This is a genomic window from Flavobacterium album (genome assembly GCF_003096035.1).
GTDB classification, from domain to species: domain Bacteria; phylum Bacteroidota; class Bacteroidia; order Flavobacteriales; family Flavobacteriaceae; genus Flavobacterium; species Flavobacterium album.
The window spans coordinates 1,007,167-1,031,819 of the sequence record NZ_CP029186.1 but is presented as its reverse complement, the minus strand read 5'-3'; the positions used below and the strand labels follow the sequence as shown (position 1 = coordinate 1,031,819).

The 24,653-nt window shown below is 43.9% G+C and carries 20 protein-coding genes and 1 tRNA gene; 14 read left to right on the top strand and 7 right to left on the bottom strand.

Going from position 1 to position 24,653, the window contains the following annotated elements; genetic code table 11:
- Positions 1-142 precede the first annotated feature (142 nt).
- Positions 143-817 (top strand): head GIN domain-containing protein, encoded by a 675-nt coding sequence (locus HYN59_RS04530; protein ID WP_108777132.1) that lies wholly within the window; start codon positions 143-145, stop codon positions 815-817.
- Positions 818-894: 77 nt separating this feature from the next.
- Here the strand turns inward: HYN59_RS04530 and HYN59_RS04525 are convergent, their stop codons facing one another.
- Complete coding sequence (locus HYN59_RS04525) at positions 895-1,785, bottom strand: Fic family protein (protein WP_108777131.1); 891 nt, start codon at positions 1,783-1,785, stop codon at positions 895-897.
- A 170-nt stretch (positions 1,786-1,955) separates the two neighbouring features.
- Between HYN59_RS04525 and HYN59_RS04520 the strand changes: the two genes are divergently transcribed.
- Both HYN59_RS04520 and HYN59_RS04515 read left to right on the top strand, forming a co-directional pair.
- Entirely contained in the window at positions 1,956-2,591 is a 636-nt protein-coding gene (locus HYN59_RS04520; RefSeq protein ID WP_108777130.1) for a GIN domain-containing protein, read from the top strand.
- Between the two features lie 141 nt (positions 2,592-2,732).
- Positions 2,733-3,434, top strand: a complete 702-nt coding sequence (locus tag HYN59_RS04515; protein ID WP_108777129.1) for a LysE family translocator — start codon at positions 2,733-2,735, stop codon at positions 3,432-3,434.
- Between the two features lie 306 nt (positions 3,435-3,740).
- Here the strand turns inward: HYN59_RS04515 and HYN59_RS04510 are convergent.
- Positions 3,741-3,811 (bottom strand) — tRNA-Cys (locus tag HYN59_RS04510).
- 75 nt (positions 3,812-3,886) lie between these two features.
- Positions 3,887-4,246 (bottom strand): dihydroneopterin aldolase, encoded by a 360-nt coding sequence (gene folB, locus HYN59_RS04505; RefSeq protein ID WP_108777128.1) that lies wholly within the window; start codon positions 4,244-4,246, stop codon positions 3,887-3,889.
- Positions 4,247-4,428: 182 nt separating this feature from the next.
- On the opposite strand from folB, the gene HYN59_RS04500 reads away from it, so the two are divergent.
- From HYN59_RS04500 to HYN59_RS04485, 4 genes are all read left to right on the top strand, one after another.
- Positions 4,429-6,114, top strand: a complete 1,686-nt coding sequence (locus tag HYN59_RS04500) for a glutamine--tRNA ligase/YqeY domain fusion protein (protein WP_108777127.1) — start codon at positions 4,429-4,431, stop codon at positions 6,112-6,114.
- Between the two features lie 459 nt (positions 6,115-6,573).
- Positions 6,574-6,921 (top strand): YtxH domain-containing protein, encoded by a 348-nt coding sequence (locus HYN59_RS04495; protein WP_108777126.1) that lies wholly within the window; start codon positions 6,574-6,576, stop codon positions 6,919-6,921.
- Positions 6,922-6,941: 20 nt separating this feature from the next.
- Positions 6,942-7,295 (top strand): phage holin family protein, encoded by a 354-nt coding sequence (locus HYN59_RS04490; protein WP_108777125.1) that lies wholly within the window; start codon positions 6,942-6,944, stop codon positions 7,293-7,295.
- A gap of 2 nt (positions 7,296-7,297) precedes the next feature.
- A complete protein-coding gene (locus tag HYN59_RS04485; protein ID WP_108777124.1) occupies positions 7,298-7,534 on the top strand; it encodes a DUF6327 family protein in 237 nt (78 codons plus the stop codon).
- Positions 7,535-7,683: 149 nt separating this feature from the next.
- Here HYN59_RS04485 and HYN59_RS04480 read toward each other — a convergent pair whose 3' ends face one another.
- The 3 genes from HYN59_RS04480 to gltX form a co-directional block, all read right to left on the bottom strand.
- Positions 7,684-7,983, bottom strand: a complete 300-nt coding sequence (locus tag HYN59_RS04480) for an EF-hand domain-containing protein (RefSeq protein WP_108777123.1) — start codon at positions 7,981-7,983, stop codon at positions 7,684-7,686.
- A 117-nt stretch (positions 7,984-8,100) separates the two neighbouring features.
- Complete coding sequence (locus HYN59_RS04475; protein ID WP_108777122.1) at positions 8,101-9,087, bottom strand: SPFH domain-containing protein; 987 nt, start codon at positions 9,085-9,087, stop codon at positions 8,101-8,103.
- 177 nt (positions 9,088-9,264) lie between these two features.
- Positions 9,265-10,773, bottom strand: coding sequence for a glutamate--tRNA ligase (gene gltX / locus HYN59_RS04470; RefSeq protein ID WP_108777121.1), 1,509 nt, complete (start codon positions 10,771-10,773; stop codon positions 9,265-9,267).
- Positions 10,774-11,181: 408 nt separating this feature from the next.
- Between gltX and HYN59_RS04465 the strand changes: the two genes are divergently transcribed.
- The 7 genes from HYN59_RS04465 (at position 11,182) to HYN59_RS04435 (ending at position 21,696) form a co-directional block, all read left to right on the top strand.
- Positions 11,182-14,571 (top strand): DUF4175 family protein, encoded by a 3,390-nt coding sequence (locus HYN59_RS04465; RefSeq protein ID WP_108777120.1) that lies wholly within the window; start codon positions 11,182-11,184, stop codon positions 14,569-14,571.
- A complete protein-coding gene (gene ybeY / locus HYN59_RS04460) occupies positions 14,558-14,977 on the top strand; it encodes an rRNA maturation RNase YbeY (RefSeq protein ID WP_108777119.1) in 420 nt (139 codons plus the stop codon). The genes HYN59_RS04465 and ybeY overlap by 14 nt, the downstream gene beginning before the upstream one ends.
- A gap of 193 nt (positions 14,978-15,170) precedes the next feature.
- Positions 15,171-17,042 (top strand): tRNA uridine-5-carboxymethylaminomethyl(34) synthesis enzyme MnmG, encoded by a 1,872-nt coding sequence (gene mnmG, locus HYN59_RS04455; protein ID WP_108777118.1) that lies wholly within the window; start codon positions 15,171-15,173, stop codon positions 17,040-17,042.
- Between the two features lie 68 nt (positions 17,043-17,110).
- Positions 17,111-17,566 (top strand): hypothetical protein, encoded by a 456-nt coding sequence (locus HYN59_RS04450; RefSeq protein ID WP_108777117.1) that lies wholly within the window; start codon positions 17,111-17,113, stop codon positions 17,564-17,566.
- A complete protein-coding gene (locus tag HYN59_RS04445) occupies positions 17,566-18,420 on the top strand; it encodes a class I SAM-dependent methyltransferase (protein WP_108777116.1) in 855 nt (284 codons plus the stop codon). The genes HYN59_RS04450 and HYN59_RS04445 overlap by 1 nt, the downstream gene beginning before the upstream one ends.
- A gap of 261 nt (positions 18,421-18,681) precedes the next feature.
- Positions 18,682-19,269 carry an OmpH/Skp family outer membrane protein gene (locus tag HYN59_RS04440; RefSeq protein WP_108777115.1) on the top strand — a complete coding sequence of 196 codons (588 nt, stop codon included), beginning with the start codon at positions 18,682-18,684 and terminating at the stop codon, positions 19,267-19,269.
- A gap of 141 nt (positions 19,270-19,410) precedes the next feature.
- Positions 19,411-21,696, top strand: a complete 2,286-nt coding sequence (locus HYN59_RS04435) for a helix-turn-helix domain-containing protein (protein ID WP_108777114.1) — start codon at positions 19,411-19,413, stop codon at positions 21,694-21,696.
- Between the two features lie 546 nt (positions 21,697-22,242).
- Here HYN59_RS04435 and HYN59_RS04430 read toward each other — a convergent pair.
- A complete protein-coding gene (locus tag HYN59_RS04430; protein WP_108777113.1) occupies positions 22,243-24,600 on the bottom strand; it encodes a T9SS sorting signal type C domain-containing protein in 2,358 nt (785 codons plus the stop codon).
- Between the last annotated feature and the right edge of the window lie 53 nt (positions 24,601-24,653).

Below are 24,653 nucleotides of genomic sequence, written 5' to 3'. Positions count from 1 at the left end.
AAATTCCAAATGTGGATCGTATGATACCTGACAAGTTTTTAAACCTGTCAGGTATTGAACGTCCCAAAAATGAAAGGACCTGTAACACTGGTTCAATTTTTGAGTCTTTAAGGAAAATCTGATCATTCAAAAACCAAAGAGTATGAAAAAGTTTATTGTAATAGCATTTTTAGGGCTGGGGCAGCTGCTTTCGGCACAGTCAACACGAACGATAGGGCAGTTCTCTACCGTAAAGGCATTCGACCAGATCGATGTATTGCTTATTAAATCGAAAGAAAATAAGGTAGAGATAAGCGGTTCCCGTAAAGATGACGTGGAGATCGTAACCAAAAATGACGAGCTGAAAATAAGGATGAAACTTACCAAGCTGCTGAAAGGCGATGAGATCAGCGTAACGGTATATTATACCGGAAACATTGACCACGTAGAAGCCAGTGAGGGCGCAAGGGTAGCATCGCAGGACCTTTTTAAAGCTACATCTTTCGAATTAAATGCTAAAGAAGGCGCGGAGATAAAACTAAAGCTCGATGTAAAAAAGCTAAAATCGAGTGCAAGTTCAGGAGGTATCCTGACTGTAGACGGCAGTGCCGATAACCACGATGCAGTAATAAAAGCCGGCGGTATACTGCATGCGACTAACCTTGAAACATTGCAAACAGCCATTAGCATCAATGCAGGAGGCGAAGCAGATATCAATGCCAGCGAATATGTAGATGCCAAGACAAGGGCAGGGGGCGACATTAAAATTTATGGCAACCCTAAACAAGTAGATAAGAAAGAAGTTATCGGTGGAAACATAACGATAGTAGGACAATAACCGATGATTATTAATTGATGCTATCAGCCCCGGTGGACAGTAGTTTTCCGGGGCTGAATTTTAAAATATTATGTGCATTAGTATTTTATTTCAAAATAATTTAAAATGGATTTGTAATTGTCCTGGGCTGTAAGGCACGTATCAAGCAGATATTCTTTTACAGTATTCCATTCACTCAATCCACGATAATAGTATAATTTCAGTTCTTCACTAATAATAAAAGGCACTATATTATTTGCCAGGCATTCTTTAAACATAATCAGTCTGCCTACGCGGCCATTGCCATCCTGAAAAGGATGTATAACTTCAAATTTATGGTGAAATCCAATAATATCTTCTATTGTCTTGTTTTGTATGTTGTTATAATTACTGAGAAGCGCCTTCATTTCTCCGTAAACTTTTTTTGGATGACATGTTTCATTGCCCCCCACCTCATTTGGTAGTTTTTTATAATCGCCTACCATAAACCAGTCTTTTCGGCTATCTGATGTTCCCGATTTTAATATATAATGCAATTCTTTTATAAATGCTTCCGTCAATTTTGATGTAGCCTTTTCTATAATAAGGTCGATGCAATGAAAGTGGTTATAGGTTTCAATAATATCATCTACATTAAGATTTTCGTCCGTAATCCCAATAGTATTGGTTTCGAAAATAAATCGGGTTTGATCCTGCGTAAGCCTGCTGCCTTCTATCCTGTTGGAATTATAAGTCAGGTCGATTTGGGTACGGTGATAGATGCCACCTTTCAACTTCATGTCCTTTTGCTCTTTAAGATAATTGAGCAGGGGATTATCTTTAAATCCTTTGTTAGCTCCTTTGTCGGGTAAAGGTGCATCGTCAGGGATATTCCAGGTTTTACCGGTAAGAAATGCACCCTGAATTTTTCCGGAAGCACAGTAATTACGGGCAGTCCTGTCTGGAATATTCCATTTTTTTGCATATTCGCTTACTGAAATGTATTTCATAATTGAGGATCTATCGGCAACAAGCGATAAAATTTATATTCAAATCTAATAATTTCTTGCCGATATCGGCAAGAAATTATATTCATAATTTTTTTTAGTAAACTGTAACAATGTTTAAGCAACGATAGTCTTTGTATTAAATGATCTAATAAAACCTAAAAACGATACGTATGAAAACATTACTTGCAATTGTTGCCCTTGCTGCCTGCCAGTTTGCTACAGCACAGAAAACACAGGATCTTAAAGGCCTGAAAAGAATTACCGTAGGCAGTGACATGACGCTGAAACTTGTAAAAGGATCGGAAGATAAAGTTGTATATGAAGGGGAAGAAATTAATGTAGATTTCAAAGACGGAAGCCTTCAGATTGACGGCGACGGAAGCGCTACAGTATACTACAGGAGTGAGCTGGAAAGTATTACTGCAGGATCGGATGCGCATGTTGCGGGAAATGATGAAATAACAGGCAAATCGTTTACCCTCACCGCCGGGTCTGACAGCCAGGTGAGCCTTAACCTGAATGTGAAAGAACTGCAGGTTACAGCCGGTTCGGATTCTGAGGTAGCTTTAAAAGGAAAAGCTGGCAGGGTATCGGCTACTATTGGATCGGATGGGGAATTTCATTCAGAAAATCTGAGTAGTGGTGATTTTAATATGAACCTTGGATCGGACGCTCAGGGGGTTATAAAAGCAAAAGGTATTGTAAATGCTGTTGTAGCTTCTGATGCGCAGCTCACCATTCATGGCAGTCCAAAGAAAGTCAATGAAACTAAGTCAACCGATGCTGAAATCACGGTGGTGCAATAGTCAAATTTCATATAATGACATAACCCGTTGGTTTGCTTTTTCTGCATTCCTGCGGGTTTTTTAGTTTACACAGGCTTCATATTGGGATAACAGCTTTTAAATAAAAATTTAAAATTGTAACTTGCCCTCTTAATCACCTATATGTTAGAGGACATTTTAAGCGCTATCCCACTGGGATTTTTCCTGAGTGTTATGCCCGGCGCAGTTTTTTTTGTATTACTCGAAACGAGTGTAATTAAGGGTTTTAGGTCGGCAATCGCTTTTGACCTGGGCGCCATAACATCGGATATTATATTTATTCTTATTGCCTATTTCAGCAGCTACAAACTGCTCGAAAAAATAAAAGATGAGCCAGCACTGTTCATATTCGGTGGGCTTATTATGCTTACTTACGGTCTTATTTCGTTCTTCAAAATCAGGAAAACCTCAAAAAATGATTTCATAGAAGAGGCGGAGCGCGACATCATAAAAAAGAATTACTTTAGCCTTTTTGCAAAAGGTTTCCTCCTGAATTTTATCAATATCGGGGTACTTGGGTTTTGGCTTGCAATTATCATTACCTGGGGGCCTCAGCTTGACCTGAAGCCATCGCGCATGTTCGTTTTCTTTGTATCGGTCATAGGCACTTATTTCCTTATCGATATCGGCAAGATCATGCTGGCAAAGCAATTGCGCAGTAAGCTTACCATGAAGAATATCACGAAAATAAAACAGGGGATAAGCGTTATCCTTATGATTTTCGGTATTGCACTCCTGGTACAGGGCTGGTTCCCAAAAGAAATGAATTCTACTATTGAAAGGCTGGAGCAAAATGCCGGCAGCAATGCGCATACTGCTGATTAATATTTCAGATTTTAGATTTCAGATTTTAGATTGAGCTTCACTCATAGTTGCTAGTTCTTACTTTTGCACTTTTGAAAAAGTGACTATATATAAATTACTCATTCAGAAAAATCCGCGTAAATCCGCCCGATCCGCGTCATCCGTGTTCCAATTATTGAGATTTCTCACTCCGCAGGCTTCGTTCGAAATGACAAAATGTTCCAATAAAAATTTGTGGTAATTCGTTTAATCCTGCCTGCTGGAGGACAGGTTCGTGGCAAAAAAGAATAAAAACAAAAAAAGCTGCCTTTTCAGACAGCTTTTCAGAGGCATCTAGCGGATTCGAACCGCTGTAGCAGGTTTTGCAGACCTGTGCCTAGCCACTCGGCCAAGATGCCATAAATAATATGGTTGGCAAATTTACATATATTTTACACTAACGCAAGAAAAATAACTATAAACTGCAATAAAAATCAGGTGCGGTATTCCTCCAGCTGGATAGTCACTGCTTCCACATCGCCACCAATAGGAGGGTTAAGCTTTGAAACTGAAACTACTATCCTCGAAACTTCGGGCAATTCGCCAAATATCCTCTTCACAATCCGGTGCGCCACATGCTCTAATAATTTGGAGCGGACAGCCATTTCTTCAACAACTATTTTATTAAGTTGTACATAATCGACCGTATCATTTAGCTCATCGGTTTCCATGGATTTACGGAGGTCAGCTTTAATCTCAAGATCAATGCGGTAGTCAGACCCTATTTTGCTTTCCTCAACCAGGCAGCCGTGGTAGGAAAAAGTACGTATGTTTTGGAGTTTTATTATTCCCATTTTCTTCTGAGTTTCTAGGTACTGAGTAGCTTAGTGCCTTAGGCCAAAGGTACAAAATTTATTGTTTCGGGTTCAGGGTTTCGGGTTCAGGGTTGCCACTCAAAACCCTGAACTTTGAACCCGAAACTTTTAAAAGACCTCATAAACTTTTTCACTACTTTTGCACTTCATACACAAAAACTATGTCAGCTGAAGAAAAATCGCTCAATTTTATAGAGCATATAATCGAAGAAGATCTAACTAACGGATTGCCCAACAACAAGCTGCGTTTTCGCTTCCCGCCTGAGCCAAACGGCTACCTGCATGTAGGCCATGCCAGTGCTATTTGCCTTAATTTCGGATTAGGGTTAAAGTACAATGCGCCTGTAAACCTGCGTTTTGACGATACCAATCCGGCCAAGGAAGAGCAGGAATATGTAGATGCTATTAAAAAAGACGTTCAGTGGCTTGGCTATGAATGGGCTGAGGAGCGTTATGCATCCGATTATTTCCAGGAATTGTATGACTGGGCGGTGGAGTTTATAAAGAAAGGCGTAGCGTATGTTGACAGCCAGTCGTCTGAAGAGATGGCAAAGCAAAAAGGCACCCCTACACAACCCGGTACAGACAGTCCGTACAGGAACCGTTCGGTACAGGAGAACCTGGAACTTTTTGAAGGCATGAAGAATGGGGATTTCGCAGAAGGAACCCATATCCTGAGGGCTAAAATAGACATGAAATCGAACAATATGCTGATGCGCGACCCGATCATGTACCGCATATTGCACGAACACCACCACCGCACAGGCGATAAGTGGTGCATATACCCAATGTATGACTGGGCACATGGTGAAAGCGATTACCTAGAGCAGGTATCACACTCGCTGTGTACGCTCGAATTCCTGCCGCACAGGGAGCTTTATGACTGGTTCCTTGACCAGGTGTATGACAGTACCAAAGTGCGCCCGAAACAGCGCGAATTTGCACGCCGAAACCTGAGCCATACTGTAGTAAGCAAGAGGAAATTGCTGCAGCTTGTTAATGAAGGGCATGTAACCGGTTGGGACGACCCGCGTATGAGCACCATTTCCGGCATGAGGAGGAGGGGCTATCCGCCAATGGCAATCCGCAATTTTGCCGATACGATAGGCATTGCCAAGCGTACCAACCTAATTGATGTATCGCTATTGGAGTTTTGCGTAAGGGAAGAACTGAACAAGACCGCACCGCGTGTTATGGCAGTGCTTGACCCGGTGAAGCTGGTAATAACCAACTATCCTGCCGGTAAAGAAGAATGGCTTGAAGCAGAGAACAACCCGGAAGATGAAAGCGCAGGATCAAGGGAAATACCTTTTTCCGGAGAGCTGTACATCGAGCGGGAGGATTTTATGGAGAACGCCAACAACAAGTATTTCCGACTGACGTTGGGCAAGGAGGTAAGGTTGAAGAATGCTTACATCATTAAAGGCGAAAGCGTGGTGAAAGATGCCGATGGCAATATAACAGAGATACATTGTACGTATGATGCCGACAGCCGCAGCGGAAGCGGAAGCGAGGCCAGCATGCGGAAGATAAAAGGTACCATCCACTGGGTTTCGATACCGCATGCTATCAAAGCAGAAGTGAGGATATACGACAGGCTTTTCAGCCATGAAGCGCCGGATGCCGATAAAGAAGTGGATTTTAAGAGCTACATCAACCCGAATTCTCTTGAGGTGATTACAGGATATCTTGAACCGGGACTTAAGAGTGCCGAAGCAGGGGAGCGGTACCAGTTCCAAAGGCTGGGCTACTTCTGCGTAGACCCTGACAGCAATGCAGAAAGGCTTGTTTTCAATAAAACAGTAGGACTTAGGGATACCTGGGCAAAGCTGGAAAATAAGGAATAATTTATAAATTATCGGATGCCTGGCTGTTTGAGGAACATTCCCGAGAAACAGTCAGGCGTTGGATAAATAATCCCGTTCCATTTGGGGAAGATTTGCCAACGATGGCGAGGACAGAAACTTTTTTCGATTAGTCGGATTATTTTTCTCCTGAATAATACCTATCAGCTAAAACTATGTAGTTTTAAAATATATATTATTTTATCTATTATTTATTTTACTGATGGAAATTTAATTTGGTATTTTAATTAACTATTAAAATCGGACTTCACCAGATTAATCCTAAAGCAATAATTTTTGTAAGAAACCCAAAGCCTCATGAAAGCCTTTAAAACAGCTTAAATCGCTTTATTTTAAGTTTTCACATACTTTAGCGTTCAATTAACTACATATTAACATCCTACAAAAATTTATTTGCCGTATCTTTATATAAAGAAATTATTAATTTTAAAAATAAAAGTTATGGCTGGTAAAACAGGAACAATAGTAGCTGTCCTTGCGGGCGCTGCGGTAGGTGCTGCTCTGGGAATTTTATTTGCCCCGGATGAAGGATCTAAAACAAGGAGAAAAATAAAAGATGGTGTTGGCGCTAAAACCGATGAGCTTAAAGACAAGCTTAACGAACTTACCGAAACTGTAAAAAGTAGATTCGGCGGAGCAAAGCAGGACCTTGAAAGCTCACTTGACAATCTTGTATCAAATGTAGAAGATAAAGCAGGTGACGTTATCGCAACACTTGAGAGAAAGCTTGAAGAATTGAAAGGAAGGAGTGCCGCTGCAGGTACTAATGGTACTTCGGGCGGAAAATAATTATAAGACATAATCGTACTATGGGATTTGAAGAAGTAAAGGAAAACGCGGAAGATTTAAAGAATGAGGCCAAAAGGCTCATTGATGCCAACTTAAGGTACTACAAGCTGTGGGGCTTTAAGATCCTCATGAAATCGACCACCATGATGCTCAAGCTTTTCCTGCTTGCAGTAATGCTCATGATCGTTACCATATTCTTCTCCATAGCGGCTGCACTGGGCATTGGGTACTGGCTGGATAATTTTGCTTATGGTTTCCTTATCGTAGGCGTTATTTACCTGGTCCTTGCCATTGTAGTGTATTATGTACAGGATAAGATCGTCGAAGGGCCTATGCTGTCGCGCTTCTCAAGAATATTCCTCAAAAAATATTAATTATGAACACGAAAGTATACCGCAGTTATGACGAGATAAACCGGGACCTTGAGATCATGAAGGTAGAGAAAGACCTTGCTTATGCACGGTTTAAGAAAGACCTTGAGGAGACTAAGGAAAGCCTGCAGCCTATGAACCTGATGGGGGAGACCCCAAGAAAAGTGCTTGGTGTGCTGGGAGCATTTTCCGGCCCATTGAAAAGTGCAGCCCTTACATGGCTGTTCAAAAAAATGTTTTAGGTTGGAATATCGTAGATAGAAAAGAAGCCGCTGACATCACGTCAGCGGCTTTTATTTTGTATATCACAAATAGTGTGGCATAGATATTAGGATCTTCAATTCTATAGTAAGCAGCATGCAAATAGAAATCAGAGTTCCGGCCAAACCTATTATTTCCCTTTTTTCATGTCTTTATTCTTCCTGCGCTCCTGGCGGTAAGCTTTCAATTCATCCTTATCAAGGAATGAATCCTTATTGGTATCAATAGCAGCAAAGTTTTCTTTCAGTTTCCCTTTACCGCCTTTATCGGCCTCGGCCTTGCTTATTTTGCCGTCTTTGTCGGTATCCAGTTTGGCAAACATTTCGCCTTTTCCTTTTCCGTCATGTTTTTTTTCTTTTTCCTGTGCGGTAGCTGCTGCTGTGGTGAACAATGCCGCAAGCATCATTACGCCTAAAAACTTCATTTTCATAATTTAAAATGTTTTTTGATTTTAGTATAAGACTGCATTTTATGCTTTGGGTTTAAAGCAGTTAGAAATTTTAACATTAAGCCATAAAAAAACCGCTGGACTCAGCGGCTTGATCTTTTATTCGGTTTTGTCGTCAGGGCTTTCTGCGGGAGGAAGTAACGGAGTGTTTTTTCGTTTATCTTCCTCGCACTTTCTGTTGCCATTCTTTATCGATTCGCCCACTTGGTTGGAAGCGGTGAACGAAGCCACCATGTTATTCAGCATATCGCTGCCCGCTTGTGGTGAATTAGGCAATAATATCAGGTTGGAGTTGGTATCGCTTCCGATGGCCTGCAGCGTATCATAGTGCTGTGTTACCACGATAAGGGCAGAAGCTTCCTGCGAGTTGATGCCCACTTTGTTCAGTACATCTACGCTCTCTACCAGTCCCCGGGCTATCTCACGGCGCTGGTCGGCAATACCCTGGCCTTGTAATCTTTTACTTTCGGCTTCGGCTTTTGCCTTGGCTACTATGCGTATCCTTTGTGCCTCGGCTTCATATTCGGCAGCTGATTTTTCCCTGTCTGCTGCGTTAATTCGGTTCATGGCATGCTTCACCTGCGGGTCCGGGTCAATATCGGTAATCAATGTATTGATAATATCGTAACCGTAGCCCGACATCGCTTCATTCAGCTCGCGCTTAACAGCAACGGCAATGTCATCCTTGCGTTCGAAAACATCATCCAGTTTCAGCTTAGGTACCTCGGCACGCACCACATCAAATACGTACGAAGTGATCTGGTCGTGCGGGAATTCCAGTTTGTAAAAGGCGTCATATACTTTTTCCTGTATCACCTTGAACTGTACCGACACTTTCATTTTCACAAATACGTTCTCCTTGGTTTTGGTTTCGATGATAACATCCAGTTGCTGTATCTTCAGGTTTACCCTGCCGGCAATGCGGTCGATAAGCGGTAGTTTCAGCTGGAGTCCGGCATGGCGGATACTGTGGAATTTACCAAAACGTTCCACGATCACCGAAGTCTGTTGCTTAACGGTAAAGAAAGAAGAAAGGAAAATGATCAGCCCGAAAAAGATAATCACCCCTAAAATAATGTTTCCCATAGTTTTTAATTTTTATTGATTGTTGGTAAGGTACAAATTTTAGGCATTAACCGCAAATTCTATGTTTCCCAACCTGCCAGGTTTTGCAACCTTGTGGTTTATAAAAACAAAAACCTCCCAGAAGGAAGGTCATGCTTATTCAATTTAAACCTACAAGGTCTTTGAGACCTTGCAGGTTTAGAGGGTTTCCATTGCCTTTCTAATCCTGGCAATTGTTTCTTCTTTTCCTATCAATGCGATAATATCAAACAGGTGCGGGCCTTTCATGGCGCCTACAAGGCTCAAACGCAGCGGCTGCATTACTTTACCCATCCCGATGCTATTTTCTTCCATCCAGGCCTTTACAGTAGTTTCTACATTGGCGGAAGAAAAATCCAGCGTATTGTTCAATACCGTAATAAGCTGCTCCATTAGTTCAGCGGTTTCCGGCTTCCAGTTCTTCACGGCTTTTTCATCATAAGATGCAGGTGCCTGGAAGAAATAATCAGAAAGGTCCCAAAGCTCACTGGCGAAGGTGGCACGCTCTTTCACAAGCCCCACAACTTCGGTAATATATTCAACAGGCTTATTGATGCCCTTTTCCAATAGCACATGCGACAGCTCTTTTGCTAACACTTCATTATTCTGCCTACCGAAATACTGGTGGTTGAACCATTTGTTCTTTTCCGGGTCGAATTTGGCGCCTGCCTTATGAACCCTTTCAAGGTCGAATAACTGTACTAACTCATCCAAGGTAAAGAGTTCCTGGTCGGTGCCGGAATTCCAGCCCAATAGCGCAAGGAAATTGATAACCGCTTCGGGAAGAAAGCCGTTTTCCCTGTAACCGGAAGAGGTGGTGCCATCAGGGTTTTTCCATTCCAATGGGAATACCGGGAAACCCAGTTTGTCGCCATCACGCTTGGAAAGCTTTCCGTTGCCAACAGGTTTTAATATTAATGGCAGGTGGGCGAATTGTGGCGCTTCCCATCCGAATGCCTTATACAGCAGCTCGTGGAGCGGGAGGGAAGGAAGCCATTCCTCACCACGGATCACGTGGGTGGTTTCCATCAGGTGGTCATCCACAATGTTGGCCAGGTGATAGGTAGGCATGCCATCGCTCTTGAAGAGCACTTTATCGTCAAGTAAATTGGTTTCAAACTTTATATCGCCGCGGATGATGTCTTTCAGGTGCAGCGTTTCGCCAACCGGCGTTTTAAAGCGGATCACGTAATGCTCACCGGCATCAATGCGCTTCTGCACTTCTTCTTTGGAAAGTACAAGTGAGGTATCCAGTTTTTCCCTGTTGGTATGGTTGTAGATGAAGGTCTTCCCTTCGGCTTCGTCCTGCTTACGTAGTTCGTCAAGTGCTTCAGGGGTATCAAAAGCATAGTACGCCCATCCGGAATTGATAAGTTCATCCGCATATGCGCTGTATATCGCCTTTCTTTCGCTCTGGCGGTACGGCCCAAATCCGCCTTCTTTCCCAATACCTTCGTCAAACGGGATGCCCAGCCAGTTGAGGGCTTCAATGATATATTCTTCCGCTCCGGGAACAAAACGGTTCTGGTCGGTATCTTCAATACGGAGGTAGAAAACGCCGCCATGTTTTTTGGCGAACAGGTAATTGAACAGGGCGGTCCTGACACCGCCTATGTGTAACGGCCCGGTAGGGCTTGGCGCAAAACGCACACGGACTTGCTTTGGCATTGGTTTTGAATTTTGGTGGCAAAGATACAGCTATTAAGTTTCAAAGTTGCAAAGAGGCAAAGTTTCAAAGTTTAGGCCTCACCCCCAACCCCTCTCCAAAGGGTAGGGGAGCACTCGGACATACTTACTCTAAACTGATTCAGATGATTTATTGAGTATGAGTGTATCTCCTCCCTCTCCTTTGGAGAGGGTCGGGGTGAGGTCTTTACAAGGCATTATCAACAACAAAAATCCTTTGCGAAACTTTGCGACTTCTTTGCGTTTCTTTGAGAAATAGCCCTCAATTTATCCAACAATCCAATAATCAACCCATCCAACAATCTTCCTCCATATCATAGAACCACATTTTTAACGTTAGTTATCCGGCGGAATTTGTATTTTTATCGGTTATTAACAATTGTCAATATTTTGGAAGCAAAAAACATCATATACGCCAAGCTCGAAGCCTTCATTAAAAAGTATTATACCAACGAGCTTTTACGTGGAACGATCTTCTTTATCGGCTTGGGATTACTCTATTTCATCTTCACGCTGCTGGTCGAGTATTTCCTGTGGCTGTCTCCCGGCGGGCGTACGGCGCTCTTCTGGATATTCATCGGGGTAGAGGTGTTCCTGCTGGCGAGGTTCATATTGTACCCTGCCGCCAAATTGTTCAAATTGCAAAAGGGCATCGACTACCGCCAGGCTTCGGATATCATCGGGCGGCACTTTAGCGAGGTTAGCGATAAGCTGACCAACTTCCTTCAGCTGTCCGGACAGACACAGCAATCGGAGCTATTGGCCGCTTCCATCGAACAGAAAGCGAACAGCCTCCAGCCGGTACCTTTCGCGAATGCGGTCAACTTCAAGAAGAATTTAAAATACGTTCCCTACGCCGCCATTCCGCTGCTGCTGATAGTGTTCTTCATGATAAGCGGCAACTCGTCGGTACTGACAAAAAGCTTCGACAGGGTAGTGCATTACAGCAAGCATTATGCACCACCCGCCCCTTTTGAATTTATCGTGACCAACCAATCGCTTACCGCACAGCAGGACACCGATTTCCTTTTGGAAGTAAAAACGCAGGGAACCGTTGTGCCGGAAAATGCGATGATTACCATAGGTGATGAGAATTATTACCTTGAGAATGTAAAGCCGGGCGTATTTCAATACCGTTTTGAGAAACCGACGAAAAACCTGGAATTCCAATTGAAGGCAAACGACGTTACCTCGCAGCCCTATGAGCTGAATGTGGTGGCAGTGCCTACTATCGCCAACTTTGAAATGGTACTCACCTTCCCGGGCTACCTGGGCAAGAAAGCCGAAGTTGTTCGTGGAACTGGCAATGCCGTGGTGCCGGAAGGTACAAAGGTTACCTGGAGGGTTGAGGCTTTGGCAACAAAAACCATCGAATGGAACAGCAATGGCGTGTCAACTGCCTTCAATTCAGGCGAAAATGGCTTTACATTGGCTAAAACTATTATGCAAAATATAGATTACCAGATACTTACTTCAAATGATAAGGTAAAGAACCATGAAAAGCTGCAATACCAGATAACGACCATCAAAGATCAGTACCCAACCATCGCTGTTGAGAACGCACCGGACAGCCTGAAACTGCAACGCGACATTGTACTTGGCCAGCTTAGCGATGATTACGGCCTTACAAAGCTCCAGATAGTATACTACCCCCAGGACAACCCTAATGCTGCAAAGCGTGCCAACCTCGCCGTGAAGCGCGAACCCGTAGACCGTTTTTATTATTCGTTCCCGACAGGGCTGGATATTAAGCAGGGTGTGAACTATGAGTATTATTTTGAGGTATTCGATAATGATGCTGTGCACAATTACAAGAGCACTAAGTCTTCGGTATTCTCACACAGGGAACTGACACAGGACGAGAAGCAGGAGAATGCATTGCAGGAGCAGAACAGTAATATCAACAGCCTGGAGAAGTCGATAAAGAACCAGGACAAGCAGCTGAGTGAACTCGAGAAGCTGCAAAAAATGGGCAAAGAGAAGACCAATATGGACTTTAAAGACCAGAAGAAAGTCCAGGACTTTATCAACCGCCAAAAACAGCAGGATGAAATGATGAAGGAGTTCTCTAAAAAGCTTAATGAAAACCTTGAGCAATTCAACCCTGAAAAGAAAGACGAGTTTAAGGAAGAGCTGATGAAGCGCCTCGAAAAGAATGAGAAAGAAGCCGAAAAAAACCAAAAGCTTTTGGATGAATTGAAGGAGCTTACCAACAAGCTAAAGGAGGAAGAGCTGTTTGACAAGATGGATAAGTTCAAACAGAATGCCAAGGACAATTCGAAAAACCTCGAGCAGCTGGTAGAGCTTACCAAACGTTTTTATGTAGAGAAAAAAGCAGAGCAATTGGCCGAAAAACTGGATAAGATGGCCGACAAGCAGGATAAGCTTTCGGATGATAAAGACAACAATGCACAGAAGCAGGACGAGATAAATAAAGAGTTCGACAAGCTTCAGGAAGAAATGCGAGAACTGGAAAAACAGAACGAAGAGCTTAAAAAACCAATGGATATCCCGGCTGATGAAAAGCAGGAAAAGAGCATCGAGGAGGATATGAAGAAAGCTTCTGAAGAGCTGAAGAAAGAGAATAAGGACAGCAAGGAAAAGAAAGATAAGGCCAAACCAAAGCAGAAATCGGCTGCACAAAAAATGAAGCAGATGGGCGGCGCTATGATGGATGCCATGCAGGGCGGCGAGATGGAGCAGATGGAAGAAGATGTGAAAATGCTCCGCCAGATATTGGATAACCTGTTAGCGTATTCCTTCTCTCAGGAGGAAGTCATGGGCCAGTTTAAAGCTACTACGGGGCGTTCGGCTTCCTATGCCAAATACCTTAAAAAGCAGCAGGACCTTAAGCAGCAGTTCCGACACGTGGACGACAGCCTTTTTGCGATGTCATTACGCAATCCGAGAATAACCGAGGAGATCACCAAAGAGGTAGGCAACGTTCATTATTATGTCGACAAAGCCCTGGCCGACCTTGCGGAGAATATCGTTCCTCGCGGTGTTTCCAACCAACAGTATGCGGTTACAGCTGCCAATAAGCTTGCCGACTTTTTGAGTGATGTGCTCAACAATATGCAAATGCAGATGCAGGGCATGGGCGAAGGGAAAGGACAGGGTAAAGGCATGGGCAAAGGTCAGGGTCAAGGCGAGGGTATTCAGCTTCCCGACATTATAAAGAAACAGGAAGGCCTTGCCAAAAAGATGCAGGACGGCATGGAAAAGGACAAAGGCAAAGGTAAGAAACCCGGTGAAGGCGAAGAGCCCGGCGGCGGCAAAAAAGGCCAGGGAGACGGTGAAGGCGAAGGCAAAGGAAAGAATGGCCAGGGCCAGGGTGAAGGCGAAGGTGAGGGGGGAAGTGAAGGCGATGCAGGCAAACTTCTTGAGATTTACAAAGAGCAGCAGCGCCTTCGTGAGGAATTACAGAAGGCACTCGACAAGCAGGGCATGGGGGGCAACGGGCAAAACGCCCTGCGCCAGATGAAGGACATCGAAAAGCAATTGCTGAACAAAGGCATGAACCGACAAACTATGGAGAAGATGCAAAACCTCAAGCACGAGCTTTTAAAGCTTGACAAGGCGATGCAGCAACAGGGCGAGGAGAACAAAAGGCAGTCGCAAACCAACACAAAGGATTACAATAACGCTCCAAAGGAACTGCCTGACGCTCTGAAAGAATATTTGAATAGTGTAGAGATATTAAATAGACAAAGCCTACCTTTGCGCCCAAATTTTAACCAAAGGGTGCAAACCTATTTCAGGAAAGATGATAAGCTTTAATTACGAAACAGATTTTGAGCTGGCCGATGAGCCGAAGTACGAAGCATGGCTTTCGGAAGTGATCAAGTCGGAAGATAAGACCGAAGGGGAGATCAACTATATCTTCTGCGATGACGAGTATTTGTTGCAGAAGAACATTGAATTCCTCAACCACGATACGCTGACCGACATTATTAGTTTTGATTACACCATGGGCAACCTTATCAGTGGAGATATCTTCATTTCGGTAGAAAGGGTAAAGGAAAATGCTGCTGATTTCGGTGTGGTTTTTGATGAGGAGCTCCGCCGCGTAATGGCGCATGGTATATTGCATTACTGCGGTTATAAGGACAAGACTGAAGAGGATGAAAAGGTAATGCGGGAGAAAGAGAATGAGAAGATGGCGCTGTTCCACGTGGAACAGTAGCTTAAATATCCTTATTCAGGACCAAAGGTTTTCAAAACCTTTGGGGTCTTTAAACGAAACGTTCCACGTGGAACGTTTCGTTTAAAAGTATAGTTTTAACTGTCTGTTCACATTCATTACGAGCAATAAAAAATAGAAAAATAACTACTAATAAATTACGTGTTCCACGTGGAACATAGAGAAAGGAAATATAATGTTTAACGAGGTATATGATGTGATAGTGGTTGGGGCCGGGCACGCAGGAAGCGAAGCTGCGGCCGCTGCTGCTAATATGGGGTCGAAGACATTGCTGGTGACAATGAGTTTGCAAAACATCGCACAGATGTCTTGCAATCCTGCCATGGGCGGTATTGCCAAAGGACAGATCGTGCGCGAAATTGATGCCCTTGGCGGATATTCAGGCATCGTGACGGATAAGACCGCGATCCAATTCCGTATGCTGAACAAGAGCAAGGGGCCTGCCATGTGGAGCCCCCGTGCTCAGAGCGACAGGATGCGTTTTGCAGAAGAGTGGAGGCTTATGCTGGAACGTACGCCGAACCTGGATTTTTACCAGGAAATGGTTTCAGGATTGCTTATAGAGAATGGAAAGATACAAGGAATACGCACATCCCTTGGAATTGAAATTAAAGCGAAGTCCGTTGTGCTGACCAATGGCACGTTCCTGAATGGACTGATCCATATTGGGGAGAAACAGTTTGGTGGCGGCAGGGCAGGTGAGGGCGCTGCATACGGTATTACAGAGGATTTGGTACGTGCAGGATTTACTGCCGGAAGGATGAAAACAGGTACGCCCCCACGTGTAGACGGCCGCTCGCTGGACTACTCAAAAATGGAAGAACAGCCGGGCGATGTAAACCCGTCTAAGTTCTCCTATTCGGACGTGACGCAGCCACTGAAGGACCAACGTTCCTGCTACATGACCTATACATCCGATTTGGTTCATGACGTTCTCAGGGAAGGTTTTGACCGTTCGCCGATGTTTAACGGGCGTATTAAAAGCCTTGGCCCACGTTATTGCCCTTCGATAGAAGATAAGATAAACCGCTTTGCTGATAAAGACCGGCATCAGCTTTATGTAGAACCTGAAGGCTGGGATACCGTTGAAGTGTATGTAAACGGCTTCTCGACATCGCTGCCGGAAGATGTACAGTTTAAAGCGCTACGTTCGGTGGTGGGTTTTGAGAATGTGAAGTTCTTCCGCCCGGGCTATGCGATAGAATATGATTACTTCCCGCCAACGCAATTGAAGCATACGCTGGAAACAAAACTGGTTGAAGGATTGTATTTCGCAGGCCAGATTAATGGTACTACAGGCTATGAAGAGGCCGCTTCGCAGGGATTGATGGCGGGTATTAATGCCCACCTCAAAGTGCATGATAAAGACCCGTTCATCCTGAAAAGGAATGAAGCGTATATCGGGGTGCTTATAGATGACCTTATCACAAAAGGCACTGAAGAACCGTACAGGATGTTTACTTCCCGTGCTGAATACCGCACATTGCTACGCCAGGATAATGCCGACTTCAGGCTTACGCCGCTGTCATTCGATTTAGGGCTTGCTAAAGAAGACAGGATGCGCAGGATGGAGAAGAAGCGCGATGCGAGTGATGCTTTTGTAAACTTCTTTAAAGAAACCAGCGTAACGGTTGCGGAAGCTAATCCGATACTCGAAGCGAAAGAATCGTCGCCAATAGTGCAGCCGGATAAAATGTTCAAGATGCTTTCCCGTCCGCAAATTGACCTTGTTGACATGATGGGGCTTGAAAAGGTTCGCGAATATGTCGAAGAACATGATCTGGATACAGAGGTAATGGAGCAGGCCGAAGTACAGGTGAAGTATTCGGGTTACATTGAAAAGGAAAGAAACAATGCCGACAAGCTGAACAGGCTTGAGGATGTTAAGATACCGGAGAACTTCGATTTCGATAAAATAAAGTCGTTGTCCTATGAAGCCCGTGAAAAAATGAAAAAAATAGGCCCGGTTACCATATCGCAGGCATCGCGCATCAGTGGTGTTTCGCCAAGTGACATATCCGTGCTTTTAATACATATGGGCCGATGAATCCAATGTTCCACGTGAAACTATTTATAAAAACCCTTTGCAGAAAAGGGTTTTTCGTGTTTTTAATTATGGCGTTGGCAATGTCATGCATAACGCCAAGGCACACCGTTGAAATAAACAGCTTTGTCCTGATGTATAATGGCAAAGAGATATTAGGAAAAGACAAAGGGCTTACAGCATTCATTTTTGAGAACAATCAAAGGAAAATGCCCTTTGCACAGTTTTTGGCAAACAAGTACAGTATCGGAAGCTATACAGATGTTTCCTATTGGGTAACTGTCGATGGACATCGCCTCAAAGTATTCCTGTATGAGAATGCTGAACTGGAAAAATATTTTGACATTTCGCAATTTATGGTGTCTAATGTAGAAACTGATGCCAACATTGTCGGCTCTACGGCAAAGTTCCTTGCGATGTCAGTTATCAACGAAAACAATGAAGATTGTCTTGCTGATGATTCGCTGTATAAGAACATCACGATACAATACCTTGAAGCATTAAAAGACGAATACAATAAAAGCTAATGGATTTTAGTAACGCTACTACTTATATTAAAGTTAAAGACCATTCGGTATCCGGAGAAGAATTTGAATTGCTGCTCGACGAAGAATTGCAGCTACTTAAAACGCACCCACAGCCGTCACCCGAAAACCTGGGGCGCTATTATGAAAGCGACGACTATATTTCGCATACCGATGGCAAACGTTCATTATTCGAAAAATTATACCATGCCGTAAAGCAAAAGGCACTAAGGGATAAAATTAAGCTGATTCAGGGATTCAAGCCACAAAAAGGCAAATTACTGGACATTGGCGCAGGTACGGGGGATTTTTTAACGGTAGCCAAAGCCAATGGCTGGGATACTACGGGAATAGAGCCAAGTGCAAAAGCAAAATCAATAGCTGTTGCCAAAGGCGTAACTTTTGCAGACAGCCTTTCCGAAATTATAGATCATTCTTTTGACGTGATCACAATGTGGCATGTGCTGGAGCATGTACCCGATGTTGAAGCCCAGATAACAGAGCTTAAGAGGATACTTAAACCGGATGGCGTAATTATTATTGCGGTGCCTAATTTCAAATCGTATGACGCAAAGTATTATGGAGCTTATTGGGCGGCCTTTGATGTGCCGAGGCACCTTTGGCATTTTTCAAAAACAGCTATCGAAAAACTATTTGCACGTCAGGGGGTAGAATTGGTAAATGTGCTACCGATGAAATTTGACAGTTTTTATGTGAGCCTGCTATCAGAAAAATATAGAACCGGAAAAATGAGTTTTGTGAAAGGATTTTTGACGGGATGGAAGTCAAATCGCAAAGCAGCACAAAATATGGAGTATTCGTCGCATATTTATGTGCTCAAAAACGCTAAAAATTAATTAGAGCGCATCTCCTATTGTTTTAGAGCAACAAATAAGGTACAAGCCGTCAAAAAAGAGAAAATGGCTTAAAACGCTTTATTTGAAGCCAATTTTTATTGCTAAATCTTATAGGTGCCGTCAATAAGATAGTAAATCCTTATAATTAGATTTTAGCGGTACTAAGTTAATCTAAGATCTGAAATCTTCAATCTGAAATGTATTTTGGTAGGTTGGAACTAATTCTTACTTTTACCGAAATTTAATAATTAAAATCAGGAAATGAAAAAATCACTTTTGATACTCGGTTTAGCTGTAACATTGTTTTCATGCAACAAAGAAAATCAAACGGCAGCTACAGCCGGTTTTAAAACTGCATATGTAAATATCCAAATCCTTTCAGATTCGCTACAGGAATTTAAAGACCTGGAAAGCCAGAGCAAAGTTAAAATGGAAGAAATGGGCAGGGACCTTGATGCAAGGGTACAGCAGTGGAAACTTGAGGCATCGAGCTTTGAAAATGAGGCTAAGGTAAAAGGGCCGCAATGGGCACAGCTGAAAGGCCAGGAACTTCAAAAAAGGGAGCAGGAGCTGAATATGATGCAGCAGGCCATGACACGCCAGCTTCAGGATGAATTCCGCCCGAAAAATGACAGCGTTACCAGCAAAATGAAGCGATATATCAAAGAGTACGGAAAAAAGAATGGCTACGATTATATCTATGCTACAGCCGATATATCTTCAATCCTGTATGCTAAAGATGGTTACAATATTACCGACAAAATACTTAAAGAACTGAACGACAGTTATAAAGGTTCTGCTAAGACCGAAGATACTGCCGCCGCTACAGCAAAAGAAGACAAAAAATAGTTGTACTATTTAGAATATAAGATGCTCCCAAATGGGAGCATTTTTGTTAGTGTTCCACGGGGAACATTTTTAATACTAGTATAAGATTTTTTTCGTATAATTCGCTAAAATTCTTTACTTTCGGCTTTTAATTACACGCCAATGGAAACTTTATCTACCGCCGCTTCTTATACCCTGCGATTTATTAACCAAACGAACAGGTCCGTCTTCCTTACGGGGAAAGCCGGCACGGGAAAGACCACGCTGCTCCGCGAGATTATCCGTACTACCCATAAAAATGTAGTGGTTGTTGCCCCTACTGGGATAGCCGCGCTAAATGCCGGGGGAGTTACAATACATTCTATGTTCCAGCTGCCTTTTGCGGGTTTTATACCGGAACACAATCTGCCGTTCCAGTTTTCCGATACGGTAAAATTTGAGACCAAAGACAGCCTGAGGCGCCATTTCAGGATGCGCGCCGACAAGCAGGCCGTACTGCAAAATCTCGAATTGCTGGTTATTGATGAAGTAAGTATGCTTCGCGCCGACCTGCTTGATGCTATAGACTATATGCTGCGCACTACGCGCAAGAAGCAGCAACCCTTCGGCGGGGTGCAGGTGTTGTTTATTGGCGACCTGCTGCAATTGCCGCCGGTGGTAAAGAATGAAGAATGGGAAGTGCTTAAAAAATATTACAAGGGAAAATTCTTTTTCCATTCGCATGTAATACAGCAGAACCCGCCACTATACATTGAGCTTGATAAGATATACCGCCAGACGGACAGTACTTTTATTGGCGTACTTAACAATCTCAGGAACAATGTTATAACAGAAAATGACCTTGCTATTCTCAACGGATTTGTAAAACCGGATTTCGACCTGAAGAAAAATACCGGCTATATAACGCTCACTACGCATAATGCTAAAGCCGATGCCATTAATGCCACTTCACTGGACGAGCTTGACGGAAAGCAATATACCTACCAGCCTGAGATCGTTGACGATTTTCCTGACAAGATCTACCCGGTAGAGCAGGTGCTAAAGCTGAAAGTGGGCGCCCAGGTAATGTTCATTAAGAACGACCTTTCGCCCGAAAAGCGTTATTTTAATGGGAAGATTGGTATCGTGAAATCTTTAGCTGAAGATGAGATACTGGTGCATTTCCCTGAAGAAAACCTTACCATAGAAGCAGACAAGTACGAATGGAAGAACGTTCGCTACTATGTGGATGACCTTTCGAAAGAGATAAAGGAAGAAGTGATGGGCACTTTTGTGCATTACCCGCTACGGCTGGCATGGGCTATAACCGTCCATAAAAGCCAGGGACTAACGTTTGACAAAGCTGTGCTCGATGTATCGCAGGTTTTCATGCCGGGGCAGGCCTACGTAGCTTTATCGCGTTTGCGTTCGTTAGAGGGGCTTATTTTGCTTTCCCCGATGCGTATGAATGGCATTTCGAGCGATGCCGATGTGATGGATTATGCTTCAGGCAGGGCAGAAGAGGCGCATCTGGAAGATTCACTGAAACGCGAAACGCAGAACTTTATTTACAATTACCTGATAAACAGCTTTATGTGGGGCGATTTGGCGGCCGAATGGCAAAAGCATAAGATGAGTTACCTGCAGGAAGGCCCGAAAGCGCTGAAGTCGGGCTACCGCGAATGGGCGAACCGGCAGGAGAATTCGATATATGGCATGCTCGATGCTTCAGGGAAATTCATAAGCCAGTTGCAAAAGCTTTTCAGCCAGCAGCCAGTAGACATGGCTTTCGTAAGCGAAAGGGTTACGGCTGCGGCCAATTACTTTTTCCCCACGATGGACAGGATGGCACTGGGCATATTGGAAACCATGGAGGAGATAAAGCGCCAGCGGAAAGCTAAGTTGTTCTATGAAGAACTGGCCGAACTCGAGGAAATGCAGACAGCGGCGGCTATAAGGCTGATGAAGGCAAAGCTGCTTATGGATATTGTGCTGGCCGGGGAGGCGGTAAGCCGCGAAAACCTGATTTCGCCGGAGATCCAGTCCTATAAGGCCAAAAAGCTGGAAGCCATCCGGGCAGCACAGCGCAATAACCCTGCCTCGCTTATGAACCAGGAAGAGGAGGAAGACCTTTACGTAAGGGAACGTTATACGCCTAAAAAGAAAAAAACCGCAGAGCCTAAAAAGAGCACGCTCGAAGAAACTTTTGAGCTTTGGCAGCAAAAAAAATCTATTGCGGATATTGCAACAACCCGAAAACTTACGGAAACTACCATCCAAAGCCATTTAGCTAAGCTTATAGAGGTCGGAAAGGTTGAGATAGGGGATGTGCTCCCGGCAGACAAAATAGCGGCTCTTGCCGAAGCTTTTAAAGGCTTTGACGGCGAAGCGCTTGGGGAACTAAAAGAAAAGCTTGGCGATGCTTTTTCATGGGGCGAGCTCAGGCTGTTCCGGGCAACGCTGGAATAATACTGAACTGTCCGAATTTTTTTTAAATTATCACCTGCAAGGTCTCAATACACACTTGTTGTGAGACGAAAATACTGTTATTAAAATTAAAAAGTGGAGACACTTTTCTTTTTACCACATGGCACCCACGGACCGCCAACGGCGGGAGTCCACAAGGCTTTGTGTCCTTTTATAGTCAAATCAATAAAAAATGTTATTATTAATATGTCAGTTTTTTTTCACGCAAAGGCGCAAAGGCGCTAAGACTCATGCCGAATTGATGTGTTTAGAAGCCGCAAAGCATTGCATTGCAATGTTTAGGGCGCTCAACTTTGCGTCTTAGCGGCTTTGCGTGAAATAAATTTTTATCTGCATGCAGATAAAATTATGCAATAAATTGATTCAAAATACATAACATTTCTACTTTGTTGCTTTGTGTACTTTAGTGAAAACACTTTGTGCCCTTGGTGGTAAAATTTTCAAAATAGGGTTGCCGGACACTTCTGATTGAATAGCAAACAAAAAAGGCCGGAAATTACTCCGGCCCTTTCAAAGCTGTTTTTAGGATTAGTAAGCTATTTTTTTACTTACTTTATTTCCTTCTGTAGTTGTTACTTGTACGATAAGCACCTGTTGCTGCGCCTGTAGCCCGGTGATGGCGGTTTCTGTCGAATTAATGCCCTCCTGCTGGTAAAGCACGCGGCCTCTCATGTCATAAACAGTTACGGCAGCCATGTTTACATTCCCGGAATTGATAGCAATGCTACTGCCTTGTTTGTAAACAATAACGCTGTTTGCATTAAATACGGGGTTAGTTGTACTAAGCGTTTCGGCATAAACCACTTCAAAACGATTGGTAAATGTACCTGCCTCTGTAGTAAATTCATACGGGCCGTTCTTGATATTGTGCGTAATACCTAAAAGGTTATCCTTGATATAAATATCCTGTTCGTTAAAAAGGCCGTCAAACCGGTCAAGCACAATGCTCACTGTTCCTGCCTCATTGGCCCTGAACCCTAACGGAACGATATCTTCCATCACGAAAGGAAGGCTCCTGCCCTGTATAGCCAGTTTCGAATCACCCGCAGTAGAATATAAGCCCAAAGCGCCATCACCGTCCATTGCTTCACCATCAATACCATAATCAATGCCCATGGTAGCGCCGGTCCTGTAATTCACAAGCATCTGGCCGAAGAATTCGCCGTCTTTGGTAACATTAAGCCAATAGCGGTTTATTTCAGGCTGCATTACTTCGCCATCCATTGCGGTACGGAAGAACTTGTTGGAATTATCGGCCTCACGCAGGCTGTTGTTGAAAATAAGCGTTGACGGCGATGCTGAGCTTGCCTGTACGAAAAAGCCCTGGCCCGTCCTGATGATGCCATTCGGGTCATAACTTTCATTGTTCTGCAGGTCCGGGTTGCCTACATAGTCGCCCGAAGCTGTAACGGTACAATAGCTGGAACTGGCCGGATTGTTCGTTTTCCTCCAAAACCAAACCTGGCCGGTGATTATGTTGGCATTCCTGTTGATGAAACGTGCAATGCTTAAGGAAGCAGGATATGGGTTTCCAACCAGGGTATAACGATTTGCAGGGTCGTTGCTTGTATTCAGCGGTACAGAAACCGTTCCGCTGTTAGGAATTCCTGTAAATTTACCTTGCCACACGGTCGGGGTGTCAGGATGGTTGTTCGGCATACGGATCATATAGCCATGACCTTTGGTAAACAACATTTCGGATGTTGGCCCAAGATCCGGAATCGGGCTGTACATGTTGCTTACAGGGTTATAGGTATAAAAACGGTTTGGTAAAGTCTGAGGTGAAAACCCGAACAGGTTTTGCCCTGTAACCGGGGAAGACCACAAGGTATAATCCAGCCTTTTAAGGGCCGAGCTGTTACGGAATACCGTAATGTTGCCGGTATTCTGAACGTTATCTATCTGCATCAGGTTGGCATTATTAGCTACGCTCATAGCCGCTGTAGATGCTACGTTAACCTGGTTGGCCACAGTAAGGTTGACCCCTGATTCTACAATTACCTGTGCCGTTCCGCTTACAAACAGCGTACACATTTCCATATCTTCGTCTACTGTCAGCGTGCCGGCAGTAACATAGGCCTGCTTCGTGATGTCCGGCGTGCCGTTATCCCAGGTGGCGCCATTCCAGGTAGTGAAATCAGGACACCTTCTTTCGATCTTAAGGTTATTAAAATAAAGCCTGTTCAAAGGATCGTCACTTGTCGTGCTGCCCGTATAAAGGCTGAATCCTCCTATCTGGCCTGCCTTTATTCCTGTGCTTATAGAAACATCGCCACGGGTTAGTGTTATCTCGCAGGTATTGTCGGTAAGCTGGTAGGCTTCTACAATGAATACCGACTCTGTATCGAATGAAAACGCGTCATTAACGCCGGTAAAGCTGTCATCGTCCGGGTCGCCGAACCTGTAAGTATTGCCATCTACGGCAAAGGTAGCAAGCCTGTCGCTGCCGTCGTCCGAAGTAATGTTGATGCCTTTGTAGCCGTTACGGTTTGCAATAGCGATTTTTATGGAAAATACCTGTCCCGGTAGCAGGAACGACCTCGAGTCCCCGGGATCGGACACCGATCCTGTACCACGGAAATAACGTGCCGCTTTAACACCCTCGTCATTATATCCGTACAGGTAAAAAGCCTGGCCGTCGGTGTTCACGTCGCCCATGTTTACAGCAGTGCTGCTACCCAATGAGAAGCCTGATGTATCGCTTGCTCCCTGGAGCTGCCATGGCACAAAGCCCATACCTTTTCCTGCACCGTAAGTAAATTCACCTTCCGCGTAGTTGGATGCTTCGTCGTGGCTTGTAGGAACTTGGGCGAATGCCTGGCTGCTTAAAAAAACTGCAAATAGCATCGTGGCCGTTTTACAGCAATTGAAGTAATTATGTTTCATAAGGTTTTAGTTGGATTTGGCGGCAAAAGTAAATAAACGCATTTTCAGGGCAA